The organism is Sphingomonas sp. GW821-FHT02B09, from assembly GCF_059421875.1.
Window position 1 is genome coordinate 773,353 of record NZ_JBWKVV010000002.1, and the last position, 16,906, is coordinate 790,258.

Consider the following 16,906-nt stretch of genomic DNA (forward strand, 5'->3'; position numbering starts at 1 on the left):
GCCTGCGCCCCGTCGCTCAATAGCGTAGGCTGATCGTGCCGAGGATCGCGCGCGGTGCGGCGTAGCGGCTCTGGTCGAAGGTCAGCGCGGTGAGATATTTGGCGTTGGTGACGTTCTGCAGATTGGCGCTGATCGCGACATTCTCGGTGAGCGCGTAGCGGCCGAACAGATCGACCGTCGCGACGTTGCTTTGGGTGATGCGGATCGGCTGGCCGGTGGTCGACGACACCGTGCCGGGCTCAAAATAGAAGCGCCCCTGATATTGCACCGACGCGCCGAGCTTGAGCGCCTTCAGGCCCTGCGGCGTGTAGGACAGGTTGAGGCGGCCGGTGTTGCGCGGCACGAAGGTGCGGACCGGTTCGTCATTCTCGCCGCGCACGCGCATCACGGTGAAGCCGCCGGTCACCTGCACGCCCGCGGCGGGCTGGCCGCCGACCTCGACCTCGATGCCCTGCGACTTGGCGTCGACGCCGCGATAGATGGTGCGGCCGAGCGCGGTGTCGAAGCCGGCGGCCTCTGCGGTGTTGTTCTGGCGCGCCTGGAAGATCGCGGCGCTGGCGTTGAAGCGGCCGCCGAACCACGCGCCCTTCAGCCCCGCTTCGAGATTGTCGCCGGTGATCGGTGCGAGCAGCCGGTTCTGTGCGTCGAACTCGGTCTGCGGATTGAAGATCGTCGCATAGCTCGCATAGGCGCTGATCGTCGGCGTCAGGTCGTAGGTCGCGCCGACGAACGGCAGGAAGCGCCGGTCATCGAAATTGGTGGGCACCAGATAGGATACGCCCTGGCTGGTCGCATGCGTGTAATTACCGCCCAGCATCACCTTGAACGGATCGGCGAGGTTGAGGCGGACGAGGCCATAGACCGTCTCGCGCTGCGTATGCTGGTCGAGGCTGAGGTCGTAGGGCGTGGGGAAGGTCGTCTTCGGGAAATTGCCGTCGAAGAAGGTGTCGAGCGGCAGGAACAAGCCGACCTGGCTGTAATCATAACTCGAATATTGCCGATAGCGTTCGGCGCCGCGCATCACCCCGACCATGACGTCGTGCTGCCGGCCGCCGACCGAGACCGGGCCACCGATATAGGCGTCGAGCGTCAGGTTGCGCGCTTCGCCCTTGAAGGCGCCGGGGTAGCTCTGGATACCCTTGACCTCGGCGGGGTTGCTCCGGTCGATGCCGCCCGGCGCACCGCGGACCGGATTGCCATAGACGTAGAAGAGCGTGTCGTTCTCGCTGGTCGCCTTGCGCAGCACCGACAGCTTGCCGGTCCAGCCGTTGCCGAAATCGTGGGTGAGGTCGCCGAAGATCTGGCGATCGATGACGTTCCAGCCCGACCAGCGTGGCGCATAATTGGCGGACCGCGCGAAATCGATGCGCGAGCCATCGGTGTAATAGAGCGGGATCGCGCCCCACATCGCACCGCGGCTCTGATGATCCTGATGGCCGTAACCGGCGCTGATCACGGTGTTTGCGCCGAGATCGGCCTCGACGATGCCATAGCCGGTCCAGCGGCGCAGGCTGTAACGGTCGATATAGCTGTCGGTGTCGAGCAGCGCGCCGACCGCACGCGCGCGGATGCTGCCGTCGGCGGTGAGCGGGACGCTGACGTCGCCGTCGATCCGCTTGCTGTCGAACGAGCCATATTGCGCGCTCGCGGAGACCTTGAGCTCATGATACGGGCGCTTGCGGATGAAGTTGATCACCGCCGAAGGGTTGCCGGTCGGCGACAGCAGCCCCGGCGCGCCGCGCACCACCTCGACCCGGTCGTACATCGCGGTGTCGATCGACCCGGTCTGGATGCCGAACGAAAAGGGCTGGCCGATCCCGTCGATCTGGAAGGTCTGGATGTCGAAGCCGCGCGCCGAATAATAGACGCGGTCGGTCTCGCCGGCGAAGACGTTGACGCCCGGGACGGTCGCGAGCAACGCGTTGACGTCGTTGAGCTGGAAATCCTCGATCTGCGCGCGGGTGACGACGCTGACCGATTGCGGCGTCTCGCGTTGGCTGAGCGGCAGGCGGGTCGCGGTACGCTGGGCCTTGACGCCATAATCGTCGCTGCCTTCGCTGCGCTGGCCGGTGACGATGATGTCGTCGCTGCTGCGCTGCGGATCGGCAGCGCCCGTATCGCTCACCGGTGCCGCTACCACGCTTGCCGCCATCAACGCGATGAACGCCGTCATTCTCTACTCCCTGATCGTTGCCAGCCTCTTAGCGGCCAGCGCTGCTGTTGCAAGTGAATAGCAATAGCCGGGTTGGGCGAATGAAAGGTGTTACATCATAGTCACATAACGGGCCCATTTCGTGACGGTTCTAAGTCTGACATTGCTGCTAAGATCGAAATCCACTAATGAAAATGCTAGCGCTACCATAAAGCGTGAGATTCAGTTTTGCGCCGGGTGGGGCGCCGGAGAGGATGGGGATGACCAGGATCGTGACCACGGACGCCAAGCGTCCGGCTTTCAACGCTGCGCTGCGCGCGGGTGTCTCGAGCCTTGCGCTCGGCATGATTGCGCTCGCATCGCCGGCGTTCGCCGAAGGGCTGGCGCAGGCGGATACGAGTGCGATCCCACAGGCGACGGGCCAGGCGGCGACCACCGCGGGCGACCTCACCAGCACCGCGACTGCCGCCGATCAGGTGCCCGCGGACCAGCCGTCGGGCGATGAGATCGTCGTCACCGGCCGTCGTGCCGCATTGCAGGCCGCCGACGAGCGCAAGCGCCGCAGCGAGACGATCATCGACTCGGTCGTCGCCGACGAGGCCGGCAAATTGCCAGACAATAGCATCACGGAAGTGTTGCAGCGCGTCTCCGGCGTATCGATCGTGCGCTTCGCCGCGCTCGGCGATCCCGATCACTTCTCGGTGCAAGGCTCGGGCGTGCAGGTGCGCGGCCTGACCGGCGTTGCCTCGCGCCTCAACGGCCGCGAGATCTTCAGTGCCAACAACGGCCGCGCGATCCTGTGGAGCGACGTCACGCCCGAGCTGATGGCCGCGGTCGACGTCTACAAGGCGTCCACGGCCGATCTGATCGAGGGCGGCACCGGCGGCCAGATCGACCTGCGCACCAAGATGCCGTTCGACTTCAACGGCAAGTTCCACATGGCCGCGACCGGCGAGCTCGGCATGGGTGACATGGCGCAGAAGGCCGATCCGGTCGCCTCGGTGCTCGCGACCAAGACGTTCGACACGCCGATCGGCAAGATCGGCGTGCTCGCCGACGTCGCGTACAGCCAGTTCAGCTCGCTGTCGCAGTTCATCCGCACCGAGCCGTATTTCAAGACGAACATCAGCGGCAAGGATTACTACGTTCCCGGCGGTTTCACCTACGGCGACGAGGCGTTCCAGTATCGTCGTTACGGTATCTACGGCGCGGTGCAGTGGGCGCCGACCGACGACCTGACGTTCAGCGGCACCTTCTTCCAGTCACGCTACAAGAGCCAGTCGAGCGACTACGGCGCGCAGGTCAGCTCGCAGACGCTGGCGGTCGATCCGGCGAGCAGCAGCTTCGACAGCAACGGCGTACTGACCAAGACCAGCTCGCTGTTCAACCGCGACACCACCACCTTCCTCCCCAGCACCAACAATGTCACGAGCTCGGGCAACAAGGGCTTCGTCGACAGCAACACGCGCACCCGCGACTATTCGCTCGCGTTCAACTATGCGCCGACCGACAGCCACCTGTCGCTGAAGGGTGCGTTGCAGCGCGTCGACTCGCGTCAGATCTACGACCGGCTCGACATCTTCCGCGACGTCAGCTTCGGCACCGGTTTCGGCATGGACCTGACCGGCGACCTGCCGCAGATCACCACGACCGCCGCCGCGCAGGCGGGCTTCGCCAATCCGGCAAGCTATTTCTGGTCGGCGTCGATGCCGCACAACGAGCGCAACAAGGGCCGGCTCGACTCGGCCAATCTCGACGCCGAATATTCGTTCGACGACAGCTTCCTGAAGGCGATCAAGGTCGGCGCGCGCGCGGCGGAGCGGACCGAGCGCGACCTCGGCAACGGGTATAACTGGGCCGCCTTGGGCCGCGGCTGGAACGGCGATCCGCAGCTGACCTATGCCAATGCCGCACCGGGCGACACGACCTATCACGCGTTCAAGGACTTCTTCCGCGGCGAGACGGTGCTGCCGGGCAATCTGATGTTCGCGAGCGAGGATCTGGCCAAGCGCTACGTCGCGAACCGCACCGGGCTGGTGGCTTCGCCGCCGGCGGGCTTCTGCCCGGCCACCGCGCAATCCGATTGCTCGGCCTCGGGCCCATTGCCTGCGGGAAGCGGATACGGTGGCGGATCGGGGATCCGTCCGGTCGGTTTCGTGCTGCCGGGCGATCAGGTCGACAACAAGACGATCACCAAGGCGGCCTATGCGCTGGCGCGCTTCGGCCGTCCGGACGGCGGCATCTCGGGCAACGTCGGCGTCCGCGTCGTCAATATCCAGAACGAGGGCAGCGGCTACATCCAGCAGAACGCCAATACCTTCATCCGCAACGGCCAGACGCTGACGCTGGCGCAGACGTTCCTTCCCCGCGGCGGCAAGGCGGAATTCACCCGCTGGCTGCCGTCGATCAACGTCGACTATGCGCCGAACGAGAAGATCAAGATCCGCGGCGGCTATAACATCACGATGGATCTGCCGACGTTCAACGCATTGCGCGCGTCGGGCAGCATCGGCGTGGCGACGACGAGCAACCCCGGCAACACCGGTGGTAACAGCAGTCTGCCCAACATCTTCACCAACTTCACCGCGGATACGGGCAATCCGTTGCTGAAGCCGACGATGTCGAACAACTTCGACATTTCGCTCGAATATTATGCGCGGCCGGGCACCGCCTTCCACCTCGCGCCGTTCTACAAGCGACTGACCGATCTGCCGATCTATTCGCTGACCCAGCGGCAGGTGACCGTGGTGTATACCAACGGCACCACCGAGAACGTCAATGCGGCGGCGACCGACTACATCAACGCCACCAAGGCGGCGACGGTGAAGGGCGTCGAGGTCGGCGGGCGTGCGTTCCTCGACATGCTGCCGGGCGTGCTGTCGGGTCTCGGCTTCGAGGCGAACTATACGTTCATCGACAGCAAGAACCCGGGCGATCTGTATCGCGACATCAACGGCGTCACCCGCAACGATGCGCCGCTGATCGGCCTGTCGAAGCACAATGCCAACGTCACGCTGCTCTACGAGAAGCAGGCGGTGTCGTTCCGCGTCGCTTATTCGTGGCGCTCGCGCTACCTGCAGACGACCAACAGCAACGGTACCAACCCGACCTACACCTATTACGCCACGCCGGGACCGACCGGGCAGGCGATCCAGATCGCGCTGCCGGTCTATGGCGATGCCTATGGCACGGTCGACGGCGGGGCGCGGTTCAAGGTCACCGACAATTTCTCCTTCGGTGTCCAGTTCACCAACATCCTCGGCGCAACGCAGCGCACGCTGATGGGCGGCTATCCGGGCGGCAAGCTGTACGGCCGCAGCTGGTTCCAGAGCGATCGCCGCATCTCGACCGGGATCAGCCTCGCTTTCTAGTGACCCAGCGCCCCGCTCGCCGACCGGCGGGCGGGGCGTCTGCCATCTTCCGAACCGAAGGACCGCCATGACTCCGCTCCCGTTCCGTCTCGGCGCCGGTGCGCTGCTCTGTCTGGCCGCGGCAGCGTCCGCGGCGCCTGCGTCCGAGCCGGTACGGGTGATCAACGTCGATGTCGCGCGTGCGGCCGCGCCGATCGATCGCGCCTTCGACCTGTCGGTGGGATCGGACTTCGCGGGCACGCTGATCCGGCCGGACAGCCTCGCGCAGCTCGATACCGCGGTGCGCGAACTGGGCTTTCGCTATGTGCGCTTCCACGACGTGTTCACCGATGCGCTCGGCACGGTGAAGGTGCGCGACGGCAAAGTCGTCTACGACTGGACGAAGATCGACCAGCTCTACGACGCCTTGCTCGCGCGCAAGATCAAGCCGTTCGTCGAGCTGGGCTTCACGCCGGACGCGCTCAAGACCTCGAACCAGACGATCTTCTACTGGAAGGGCAATACCTCGCATCCGCAGGCCGAGGGCTGGGCCAGGCTGATCGACGCCTATGTCCGCCACCTGCGCCAGCGTTACGGCGCCGAGGAGGTGCGCAGCTGGTATTTCGAGGTGTGGAACGAGCCCAATCTCGCCGGCTTCTGGGAGAAGGGCGACAAGGCGGCCTATCTCAGCCTGTACGAATCGAGCGCGCGGACGATCAAGGCGATCGACCCGGCCCTGCGCGTCGGCGGCCCGGCGACCGCGGGGGCGGCGTGGGTGCCCGAGTTGCTCGACTATGCCGCGGCACGCAAGGTGCCGATCGATTTCGTCTCGACGCATACCTATGGCGTCGACGGCGGTTTCCTCGACGAGCGCGGCGAGGACGACAATCGCCTGTCGACCAATCCCGATGCGATCGTCGGCGACGTCCGCCGCGTCCGCGCGGAGATCGCGGCGTCGAAATTTCCCGGCCTGCCGCTGTTCTTCACCGAATGGAGCGCGAGCTACAATCCGCGCGATCCGGTGCACGATTCCTATGTCAGCGCACCCTATATCCTGACCAAATTGCTCGCCACGCGCGGGATCGCGCAGGGGATGAGCTACTGGACCTACAGCGACCTGTTCGAGGAAGCCGGGCCGCCGCCGACGCCGTTCCACGGCGGCTTCGGGCTGATGAACCGCGAGGGTATCCGCAAGCCGGCGTGGTTCGCGTACAAATATCTCCACGCGCTGCGCGGGCCGGAGATCGCGCTCGCCGACGCGCAGGCGCTGGCGACGAGCGAGGGCGGGCGGACCAACGTCCTGGTGTGGAACTGGCAGCAGCCCAAGCAGACGCTGAGCAACCGCCCGTTCTTCACGAAAATGCTGCCCGCGACGCCGGCGGCGGCGGCGGCGGACTTGCGGCTGACGCATCTCGCGCCGGGGCGCTATCGGGTGACGGTGCGCCGGACCGGCTATCAGAAGAACGACGCGCATTCGCGCTATCTGGCGATGGGCTCGCCCAAGACGCTGACGCCGGCGCAGATCGCCGAATTGCAGGCGCTGACCACCGACAAGCCGGAGATCGCGCGCGTCGTTCAGGTCGGTCGCGATGGCGGCTATACGCTGCGGCTGCCGATGCGCAGCAACGACGTGGTGCTGGCGACGCTGGAACCGGTGGTGTCGAGGAATTGAGCGGGTTGCGCCAATTTGCTCCGTTCGTGCCGAGCGTGTCGAAGCACGGTGAGACTCAGGCCCTTCGACAGGCTCAGGGCAAACGGCGGGGGTCTTGGCGAACGCTGCTCGTGATGCTGGCGGTGCTCGCCACGCCCGCGGCATCACCCGCGCAACAGGCGGTGCCGTATCGCTGGACCAACGTCACCGTCGGGGCGGGGGGCTATGCGCCCAATATCGTGTTCAGCCCGGTCGAGCGCGGGCTCGCCTATCTGCGCACCGACATGGGCGGCGCCTATCGCTGGGACGCGGCGGCGGCGCGCTGGGTGCCGCTGCAGGATGGCAATGCCGTTTCCAGCTATATGGGGATCGAGAGCATCGCGGCCGATCCCGTCGACGCGGACGTCGTCTATATGGCGGCGGGGATGAACGCCGGCGCGCCCGCGGCGATCCTGCGCTCGGGCGACCGCGGGCGGACGTGGCGGGTGGTGCCGGTGCCGTTCGCCATGGGCGGCAACGAGCCGGGGCGGGGGCTCGGCGAGCGATTGGCGGTCGACCCCAACGATCATCGCCGGCTGTTCTTCGGCTCGCGGCACGACGGCCTGTGGCAGAGCCACGATGCGGGGCAGAGCTGGACGCCGGTCGCGGGCTTTCCGCACAAGGGGCTCGGCCGGCCCGAGCGCCGCACCAGCCACGGTGGCGTCTCCTTCGTCGCGATCGACCCGACCAGCGGCAAGGCGGGCGCGTCGCAGCGGATCTGGGCGGGGATCGCCGATCCGGGCGGGCCGGCGCTGTATCGTTCCGACGATGGCGGCGTGCATTGGACCGCGGTGGCGGGACCGGCGCTGTTCGCGGCCAAGGGCGTGGTCGACGCGCGCGGCGTGCTGTGGGTCGGCTTCGCCAGCGGCATCGGTCCGAGCGACGTCAAGACCGGCGCGGTCTGGCGCTACGACGCGCGAGGCCATGGCCGCGACGTCACGCCGCCGGCGTGGCGTGCGGCAGGGGCCGAGGGTGGGTTTCTCGGCGTCGCGGTGGCGCGGTCGGCGCCGGGCACCGTCGCGGTGTCGACGATCGATCGCTATCGCGCCGGCGATTCGCTGTGGCTGAGCCGCGACGACGGTCTGCATTGGGACGATGTCGGCGCGCGCAGCCGCCGCGACGTGTCGGCGACGCCGTTCCTGCTGCACGAGGGCAAGGGCGCCGATTTCGGCCATTGGATCTCGGGCCTGGCGATCGACCCGTTCGATGCCGGCCATATCGCCTATACCACCGGCGCGACCGTCTATGCGGCGCAGCGCCTGCCGACGCGCGGCACGGTGGATTGGGCGCCGTGGGTGCGCGGGATCGAACAGACCGCGGTGATCACGATGATCTCGCCGACGGGCGGCGCGCCGGTCGTATCGGGGTTCGGCGATCTCGCCGGCTTCGTCCACGACGATCTCGACCGTTCGCCGCAGCCGACCTTCGCCAACCCGTATCTCTCCAACACCAACATGCTCGATTATGCCGGCAAGGCACCGGCCGTGATCGTACGCAGCGGCAGCCTGTATCTCGACCGTCCCCGCGACGCGAGCCTCGCCCGGTCGGAGGATGGCGGCCGCCACTGGACGCCGCTGCGCCTACCGCCGCAGGGCAACCCGCCGGCGCGCGACGATCTCAACGGCGAGACGCCGATCACCGTCTCCGCGGACGGCGCGACGATAGTCGTCGCCGCACGCGTGCCGCAGGTGACGCGCGATCGCGGCCGGACGTGGTCGCCGGTGCGCGGCCTGCCGCCGCGGACGCGGGCGGTGTCCGACAAGGTCGATCCGGCGGTCTTCTACGCGGTCGACGCGACGGGTGGCCGGTTGCTGGTGTCGCGCGACGCCGGCGCGAGCTTCGCGCCGGTGGCGGGGCGCGGCCTGCCGCGCGACCTCACCGCGGCGCAGGCGCGCAACCGTGAATCGCAAAGCGCGCTCGTCGCCGCGCCCGACGCGGCGGGGCGGCTGTGGTTGCAGGTCGGCGCCGCGCTGTTCTGCAGCGAGGACGCCGGCGTGTCGTTCGTTCCGGCGAGCGGCGGACTGGCGATCGAGCTGTACGGGCTAGGCAAGGATGCGGTGTTCGCGATCGGCAGCCGCGACGACGTGCGCGGCATCTGGCGGTCGACCGACCGCGGTGCGTCATGGCGGCGGATCGACGACGCGACGCATCGTTGGGGCGGGCGCTATCGCGTGGTCGCCGGCGACCCGCGCCGTGCCGGCCGCGTCTATGTCGGGACCGACGGACGCGGGCTGTTCTACGGCGACCCGATCGACTGACACGCATCCCCTGACGCGCTCGACCGTTCAGGTGCGACGTGAAGTCATTGGAGATGCGTCCTTGTCCGTCCTTGCAGGTCATACTGCCATCGTTACCGGTGCCAGCTCCGGAATCGGCCATGCCGTCGTGGCGGGGCTCGCCGACGCCGGCGCCGCGGTCGTCGTCAACTATCGCTCCGACGAGGAGAGCGCCGAGGCGCTGGCGCAGCGGATCACCGGGGCCGGCGGCAAGGCAATCGCGGTGCAGGCCGACGTATCGCAGGAGCCGGACGTCACCCGCCTGTTCGACGCTGCGGTGGCGGCGTTCGGGCGGGTCGACGTGCTCGTCTCCAATTCGGGCGTGCAGAAGGACGCACCGGTCGCCGACCTGACGCTCGCCGACTGGAACACCGTCATCGACATCAACCTGACCGGCCAGTTCCTCTGCGCGCGCGAGGCGGTCCGGCGCTTCCGTGCCCAGCCGCGGGACGGAAGGCCCGCGCGCAGCGCCGGCACGATCATCGCGATGAGCTCGGTGCACGAGCTGATCCCCTGGGCCGGCCACGTCAATTACGCCGCGGCGAAGGGCGGGGTACGGATGCTGACGCGCACGCTGGCGCAGGAGGTCGCGGCCGACGGCATCCGCGTCAATGCGATCGCGCCCGGCGCGATCCGCACGCCGATCAACAAGGAGGCGTGGGAGACGGAGGCGGCGCTGACCAAATTGCTGAAGCTGATCCCCTATGGCCGGATCGGGGAGCCCGAGGACGTCGCGCGCGCCGCGGTATGGCTCGCCTCCGACGCGGCGGATTACGTCACCGGCACCACCGTCTTCGTCGATGGCGGCATGTCGCTCTATCCCGAATTCCGCGACAATGGATGACGCGCGGGTCGGGCCACACCGGCGCATCGGCGATCACGGCATCATCGGCGACATGGAGACCGCGGCCCTGGTCGCCGCGGACGGGACGATCGACTATCTGTGCTGGCCGTCGCTCGACAGCCCGAGCGTCTTCGCCGAACTGCTCGATGCCGAGCGTGGCGGCGCCTTCGAGATCCGGCCGGCGCTCGACGCCGCCCGGGTGATCCAGATCTACGTGCCCGATACCAACGTGCTGACGACGCGCTGGATGGCGACGAGCGGCAGCGTCGAGATCGTCGATCTGATGCCGCATCCGGACGCGCGCGTGCATCCCGAACATCGCGCGCGCTGCCTGATCCGCCGGGTCACGGTGACGCGCGGCACGGTCGCCTTCGCGGCGCGCTGCCGGCCGCGGTTCGATTATGCGCGCGAGGTGCCGAACGTGGCGGCGGCGGACGGCGGCGTGTGCTTCGTCGGACGGGACCTGACGCTGCGCCTGCATGCCTCGGTGCCGCTGACCTGTGGCGAGGGCACGGCGGACGCCGACTTCACCCTCGGCGAGGGCGAAAGCGCGTGGTTCGTGTTCGGCGAGGAGGCTCTGGAGCGTCCCGACGATGCGACCGTCGCCGCCGAGATCGCCGCGACCACGACCGCCTGGCGCGGCTGGCTGTCGCGCACGAGCTATCGCGGCCGCTGGCGCGAGGAGATGATGCGCTCGGCGCTGGCGCTCAAGCTGCTCACCTCGAACCGCCACGGTTCGATCGCGGCGGCGGCGACCTTCTCGCTGCCCGAGGCGGTGGGGGCGGGGCGCAACTGGGATTATCGCGCGACCTGGATCCGCGACGCCTCGTTCACCGTCTATGCCTTCATGCGACTGGGCTTCATCGACGAAGCCGAGCATTTCCGCCGCTGGGCGGGCGAGCGGGTGATGGCCGCCGACCGCGCGCATCCGATCCGCATCATGTATGCGATCGACGGGTCGGAGGCGGCGGACGAGGAGGAGCTGCCGCATCTCGCCGGCTATGTCGACAGCCGCCCGGTGCGGATCGGCAACGGCGCCCACGCGCAGAGCCAGCTCGATATCTTCGGCGAGCTGATGGACAGCGTCTATCTTTCGAACAAATACGGCGCGGCGATCGATCACGCCGGCTGGCAGCACGTTCGCGGCGTCATCGACTATGTCATCGCCAATTGGGACCAGCCCGATGCCGGCATCTGGGAGATGCGCTCGGCACCGCGCCACTTCCTCCATTCGCGGCTGATGTGCTGGGTGGCGCTCGACCGCGCGATCCGGCTCGCCAAGAAGCGCTCGCTGCCCGCGCCGCTGGTCGCGTGGAGCGAGGCGCGCGACGCCATCGTCGAGGATATCTGGAGCAATTTCCGCCATCCCGACCATGGCTATTTCGTTCAGGATCGCGGCGGCACCGAACTCGACGCCGCGTTGCTGATGATGCCGCTGGTCCGCTTCGTCTCCTCGACCGATCCGGTGTGGCTCAAGACGCTCGACGCGATCGGTACGCATCTGCGCGACGACGGCCTCGTCTACCGCTACCGCAACGCCGACGGCCTGGAGGGGACGGAAGGCGCCTTCACCACCTGCACCTTCTGGTACGCCGAATGCCTCGCGCGCGCCGGCCGGCTCGACGAGGCGCAGATGATCCTCGCCAAGGGCATCGCCTACGCCAACCCGCTCGGCCTGTTCTCGGAAGAGCTCGACCTGCGCGGCGAGCCGATCGGCAACTTCCCGCAGGCGCTCACCCACCTCGCCTTCATCAGCGCCGCCTATTTCACCGACCGCCGCCTCGATCCGAGCTACCGGCCGAACTGGCAGCCGTGAGGTTTTGCGTCCTCTGCGCCTGATCGTTCATCGACGCGCCAGTTTGTCGCCCTACAAGGATGGTGTGGGGCGATATCGGCGGGTCTTGCTGTGGGCGTGGATGCTGGGGGCGGGCGGTCCGGCGGCGGCGCAGGCGCTCGTCACGCCGCCGCCGGTCGTCGCCGCCGCGGCGGTGCAGTCGCCCGAGGCGGCGCGGGCGCAGGATGCGGCGGCGGTGGCCGAGCGGCTCGGCGTGACGGTCGAGGAGGCGATCCGCCACCTTCGCCTGCAGGAGGCGAGCGTGCCGGTCACCGATGCGATCGCCGATCGTTTCGCCGATCGGTTGACGGGAATCGCGGTCGAGCATCGCCCCGGCTTCGGGATCGTCGTGACGCTGACCGGCGACGCGCCCGTCGCCGAACAGATCGTCGATCTCGACGGCACGCCGGTGCGCGTGACCTTCCGTACCGGCGCGGCGGTCAGCCATACCGGGCTGGTGCAGGCGATCACCGCCTATCAGGCGACGATCCGCGCCAGCCTGATCGCGCCGCCGGGGCTCGGCATCGACCAGCGTAGCGGCGAGCTGGTCGCCGTCGTCTCGGGCCGCGACGTGGCGCGCGAGGGCGCGGCGCTGCTCGCCGAGCGGCTCGCGGCGCTGACGCATGTGCCGGTGCGGCTGCGCGTCGTCGATCAGCCGGCGCTCGACATGGGCGGCATCCAGGGCGGCGCGCGCGTCGTCGGACAGGTGCCGGGCGATACGCATCGCTATCTGTGCACCGCCGGTTTCGTCGTCACCGATGGCTTGCGCACTGGGCTCGCCACCGCGGCGCATTGCCCGGACGAACTCAGCGGACGCGATGCCGACGGGCACGAGCAAGCGCTGCCGTTCGTCGGGCAATGGGGCTGGGGGCATCAGGACGTGCAGATCAACAGCAGCGCCGCGCCGCTGGCGCCGCTGTTCTTTGCCGATACCGCCAAGACGATCAGCCGGCCGGTCACCGGCGCGCGCGGGCGGGCGGGGATGCGCGCGGGCGACATCGTCTGCCATCGCGGCGAGCGGACCGGATACAGCTGCTCGCAGGTCGAGCTGACCGACTTCGCCCCCGCCGGCGACCTGTGCGGCGGTGCCTGCCTGCCGACCTGGACGACGGTGGCGGGGCCGGTGTGCAAGAGCGGCGACAGCGGCAGCCCGGTGTTCCTCGGCGATACTGCCTATGGCATCCTCAAGGGCGGCAGCTATCGGCCGGATGGCAGCTGCGCCTTCTATTTCTATATGTCGACGGACTATCTGCCGACGGGCTGGCGTCTCTTGACGGTGGGACCGACCGTCCCGCCCGCGATCAGTGGGTGACGCGCTCGAGGCGTTCGAGCAATGCGCGCATGTCGTCGGGCATCGGCGTTTCGCCGAACACGCCGCGCAGCGCATGGCCGAGCGGATCCGCCGGCCGCGGAAGGCGGACGACGTAGTCGCCGCTGCGGTCCTTTCGCGATGTATGCATGGCGGTGTTCATGACGGTCAGAACGATCGTTCGACGGAAACGTTGCGACACCCGTAAAGGATATGCCGATGCCAGCCGTCACCGATGCGATCGACCGCGCACGCGCGCATGCGCCCTTCCTGTCGCTGTTGCTCGATCGCGAGCCGGCGCTGGCGGCGCGGCTCGCTGCGGGGCGGTTCGACCTGGACTATACGACGGCGACGCCCGACATGCCGGTCGCGCGGCAATTGCGGCTCGACCGGCGGGCGCTGGCGCTGACCGTCGCGATCGGCGACCTCGCCGGGGTGATGGATCTCACCGCGGTGACGCAGGCGCTGAGCGACTTCGCCGACCGCGCGCTCGACCGCGCGATCCGCGCGGCGATCGAGGAGCGGACCCCCGGTGCCGAGCCGCGCGGCTTCGCGGTGATCGCGCTCGGCAAGCAGGGCAGCCGCGAGCTAAATTATTCGTCGGACATCGATCCGATCCTGATCTTCGATCCGCGCACGCTGCCGCACCGGGCGCGCGAGGAGCCGGAAGAGGCGGCGGTGCGGATCGCCAAGCGCGTCGTCGAATTGCTCCAGGCGCGCGACGGCGACGGCTATGTGCTGCGCGTCGACCTGCGGCTGCGGCCCTCACCCGAGGCGACGCCGATCGCGCTGCCGGTCGACGGGGCGATCGGCTATTACGAATCGCAGGCGCTGACCTGGGAGCGCGCGGCGTTCATCCGCTCGCGCGCGGCCGCGGGCGATCTCGAACTCGGCCGGTACTTTCTCGATGCGATCCGGCCGTTCGTCTGGCGGCGCGGGCTCGATTTCGGCGCGATCGGCGAGATCCGCGACCTGTCGCGGCGCATCCGCGATCATTATGCGAGCGGGCAGGCGTTCGGCCCCGGCTACGACCTCAAGCGCGGGCGCGGCGGCATCCGCGAGGCGGAGTTCTTCGCGCAGATCCACCAGCTCATCCACGGTGGCCGCGACCCGGCGTTGCGCACGCCGGCGACGCGCGACGCGCTCGCCCGGCTCGCCGAGGCGGGGTGGATCGGCGCGGACCAAGCTGCGGCGCTGACCGGCTCCTATAGCTTGCTGCGGACGATCGAGCATCGCGTCCAGATGATCGACGATCGCCAGACGCACACGTTGCCGACCGGCGAGGCGCTCGATCGGGTGGCGCGGTTGCACGGACTGGCCGACGGCGGCGCGCTGATCGACCTGCTGCGCGGCCCGGTGGAGCAGGCGGGGCGCATCTACGACGCGCTCGACGATGGGCGCGAAACCGGCTTTCCGCACGACCCGCAGGCGCTCGCCGAGCGGCTGCACGAGGCGGGCTTCCCCGATGGCGAGGCGGCGGCGGCGCGGATCGCCGGCTGGCGCGCCGGGCGCTATCCGGCTCTGCGCAGCCCCGCGGCGCGCGCGGCGCTGGAAGCGGTGCTGCCGGTGCTGATGCCCGCGCTCGCCGACGCCCCCGACCCGGCGGCGGCGTTATTGCGACTCGACGTGTTGCTCGAACGGCTGGCGAGCGCGATCAACATCCTGCGCTTGCTCGAGGCGCGGCCCGGCCTGGCGAGCCTGCTCGCGACGATCCTCAGCCACGCCGCGCCGCTCGCCGAGGCGCTGTCGACGCGACCCGAGCTGATCGACTGGCTGATCGATCCCGGCGCGTTCGAGCCGCTCGGCGAGGTGGCGACGCTCGCCGCCGAAATGACGCGCGGCGAGGGGCGCGACTATCAGGCGCTGCTCGACCATGTCCGGCGTATCGTCGGCGAGAAACGCTTCGCGCTGGGATCGCAGGTGGTGGCGGGGGCGGCCGATCCGCTCGATGCGGCGACGGGCTATGCGCGGCTCGCCGAGGCGGCGATTGCGGTGCTCGCCGAGGCGACCGTCGCCGAATTCGCACAGGCGCATGGCCGGGTGCCGGGCAGCGAATTGCTGATCCTCGCCTTTGGCCGGCTCGGTGGCGGCGCGCTGACGCATGCCAGCGACCTCGACCTCGTCTATCTGTTCACCGGCGATTTCAGCGCGGAGTCGGATGGCGCGAAGCCGCTCGGCGCGACGCTCTACTACAATCGGCTGGCACAGCGGGTGACCGCGGCGCTGTCGGTGCCGACCGCGGCCGGACCGCTCTATCCGGTCGACACGCGGCTGCGGCCGTCGGGGACGCAGGGGCCGCTGGTGGTTTCGCTAGACTCGTTCGCGCGCTACCAGCGCGAGGAGGCGTGGACCTGGGAGCATATGGCGCTGACCCGCGCGCGGCCGGTGTTCGGATCGGCAGCGGGGCGGGCGGCGGCGGCGGCGGTGGTCGCCGGGGTGCTCGCCGGCGCGCGGCCGGTGCGCGACCTTGCCGGCGAGGCGGTGGCGATGCGCGCCGAGATGGCGCGGCACAAGCCGCCGACCGGGCCGCTCGACGCCAAGCTGCTGCCGGGCGGGCTGGTCGATCTGGAATTCACCGTCCATCTGACGCAACTGCGGCATCGCACCGGGCTCGACCCGCATCTCGGGTCGGCGATCGAGGCTTTGGTGGCCGCGGGGCTGCTGCCGGCGGGGCTGGCGGCGGCGAACGATCTGCTGACCCGCCTGCTCGTCGTGCTGCGGCTCGTGGCGCCCGACGCCGCTACGCCGCCGCCGGCGACGCGCGAGCTGATCGCGCGGGCGTTGCGGTTGGCGGATTGGGCGGCGGTGCTTGTCGCCTTCGATGCGACGCGGCAGGAGGTCGCGGCAGCATGGACGGGTACGACAGGAGATGCAGATGGATGACGGCGCGACGATCCCGGCGGTGACGGTGATTGCCCCTGACGGCTCGCCGATCCGGCTGGCCGAACTGCCGCTGCCGGCGGTGATTTATTTCTATCCCAAGGACGATACGTCGGGGTGCACGCGGGAGGCGCAGGACTTTTCGGCACTGACGGCGGACTTCGCCGCGGCCGGCGTGAGTGTGCTCGGGATCAGCAAGGACCCGCCCGCCAAGCACGGCAAGTTCATCGCCAAATACGACCTCACCGTCGGTCTGGCGAGCGACGAGGACGGCAGCGCCTGCGACGCGTTCGGCGTGTGGGGCGAGAAGCAGATGTACGGCAAGACCTATATGGGGATCGAGCGGGCGACCTTCCTGTTCGGTGCCGACGGCCGGCTGGCGCAGGCGTGGCGCAAGGCGAAGGTGCCGGGCCATGCCGCGGCGGTGCTGGCGGCGGCGCGGGGGGCGTAGCCCGGGCCGGCGCGCTGTTAGAGCACGATCGTCACGAAGACCTCTGCGAAAGTCACCGAGTGCTCCTGCGAAAGCAGGAGCCTAGGAGTCTCGAACGCCATGGGGCGTTGCTTGGCTCTG

The 16,906-nt window shown here is 68.9% G+C and carries 10 protein-coding genes; 8 read left to right on the plus strand and 2 right to left on the minus strand.

Features of this window, described 5'->3' with window-relative positions:
• Nucleotides 1-16: 16 nt before the first annotated feature.
• On the minus strand, nt 17-2,173 hold the full coding sequence (locus tag AC07U4_RS11540) for a TonB-dependent siderophore receptor (RefSeq protein WP_052075648.1): 2,157 nt from the start codon (nt 2,171-2,173) through the stop codon (nt 17-19).
• 239 nt (nt 2,174-2,412) lie between these two features.
• Between AC07U4_RS11540 and AC07U4_RS11545 the strand changes: the two genes are divergently transcribed.
• The 6 genes from AC07U4_RS11545 (at nt 2,413) to AC07U4_RS11570 (ending at nt 13,458) form a co-directional block, all read left to right on the plus strand.
• A complete protein-coding gene (locus AC07U4_RS11545; RefSeq protein ID WP_495195499.1) occupies nt 2,413-5,523 on the plus strand; it encodes a TonB-dependent receptor in 3,111 nt (1,036 codons plus the stop codon).
• A 67-nt stretch (nt 5,524-5,590) separates the two neighbouring features.
• Nucleotides 5,591-7,174, plus strand: coding sequence for a GH39 family glycosyl hydrolase (locus AC07U4_RS11550; RefSeq protein ID WP_495195500.1), 1,584 nt, complete (start codon nt 5,591-5,593; stop codon nt 7,172-7,174).
• 113 nt (nt 7,175-7,287) lie between these two features.
• Nucleotides 7,288-9,450: a WD40/YVTN/BNR-like repeat-containing protein gene (locus AC07U4_RS11555; protein WP_495195501.1), complete on the plus strand. Its 2,163-nt coding sequence runs from the start codon at nt 7,288-7,290 to the stop codon at nt 9,448-9,450.
• Nucleotides 9,451-9,511: 61 nt separating this feature from the next.
• Complete coding sequence (locus AC07U4_RS11560; RefSeq protein WP_495195502.1) at nt 9,512-10,312, plus strand: SDR family oxidoreductase; 801 nt, start codon at nt 9,512-9,514, stop codon at nt 10,310-10,312.
• Entirely contained in the window at nt 10,305-12,128 is a 1,824-nt protein-coding gene (locus tag AC07U4_RS11565; RefSeq protein WP_495195503.1) for a glycoside hydrolase family 15 protein, read from the plus strand. Before AC07U4_RS11560 ends, AC07U4_RS11565 begins: the two co-directional genes overlap by 8 nt.
• 85 nt (nt 12,129-12,213) lie before the next feature.
• Complete coding sequence (locus AC07U4_RS11570) at nt 12,214-13,458, plus strand: chymotrypsin family serine protease (RefSeq protein ID WP_495195504.1); 1,245 nt, start codon at nt 12,214-12,216, stop codon at nt 13,456-13,458.
• On the opposite strand, the gene AC07U4_RS11575 is transcribed toward AC07U4_RS11570, so the two are convergent.
• Nucleotides 13,448-13,606, minus strand: a complete 159-nt coding sequence (locus AC07U4_RS11575) for a hypothetical protein (protein ID WP_171009311.1) — start codon at nt 13,604-13,606, stop codon at nt 13,448-13,450. The genes AC07U4_RS11570 and AC07U4_RS11575 overlap by 11 nt on opposite strands.
• A gap of 62 nt (nt 13,607-13,668) precedes the next feature.
• Here AC07U4_RS11575 and AC07U4_RS11580 point away from each other — a divergent pair, with 62 nt between their 5' ends.
• Together AC07U4_RS11580 and AC07U4_RS11585 are read left to right on the plus strand one after the other, a co-directional pair.
• Nucleotides 13,669-16,338 (plus strand): bifunctional [glutamine synthetase] adenylyltransferase/[glutamine synthetase]-adenylyl-L-tyrosine phosphorylase, encoded by a 2,670-nt coding sequence (locus AC07U4_RS11580; RefSeq protein ID WP_495195505.1) that lies wholly within the window; start codon nt 13,669-13,671, stop codon nt 16,336-16,338.
• Nucleotides 16,331-16,786, plus strand: coding sequence for a peroxiredoxin (locus AC07U4_RS11585; protein WP_495195506.1), 456 nt, complete (start codon nt 16,331-16,333; stop codon nt 16,784-16,786). Before AC07U4_RS11580 ends, AC07U4_RS11585 begins: the two co-directional genes overlap by 8 nt.
• Nucleotides 16,787-16,906 lie beyond the last annotated feature (120 nt).

Bases quoted from the DNA above. Each gene is read 5' to 3' on its own strand.
- AC07U4_RS11540 (WP_052075648.1), bottom strand. From the start codon at position 2,173: ATGACGGCGTTCATCGCGTTGATGGCGGCAAGCGTGGTAGCGGCACCG.
- AC07U4_RS11545 (WP_495195499.1), top strand. From the start codon at position 2,413: ATGACCAGGATCGTGACCACGGACGCCAAGCGTCCGGCTTTCAACGCT.
- AC07U4_RS11550 (WP_495195500.1), top strand. From the start codon at position 5,591: ATGACTCCGCTCCCGTTCCGTCTCGGCGCCGGTGCGCTGCTCTGTCTG.
- AC07U4_RS11555 (WP_495195501.1), top strand. From the start codon at position 7,288: ATGCTGGCGGTGCTCGCCACGCCCGCGGCATCACCCGCGCAACAGGCG.
- AC07U4_RS11565 (WP_495195503.1), top strand. From the start codon at position 10,305: ATGGATGACGCGCGGGTCGGGCCACACCGGCGCATCGGCGATCACGGC.
- AC07U4_RS11575 (WP_171009311.1), bottom strand. From the start codon at position 13,606: ATGCATACATCGCGAAAGGACCGCAGCGGCGACTACGTCGTCCGCCTT.
- AC07U4_RS11580 (WP_495195505.1), top strand. From the start codon at position 13,669: ATGCCGATGCCAGCCGTCACCGATGCGATCGACCGCGCACGCGCGCAT.
- AC07U4_RS11585 (WP_495195506.1), top strand. From the start codon at position 16,331: ATGGATGACGGCGCGACGATCCCGGCGGTGACGGTGATTGCCCCTGAC.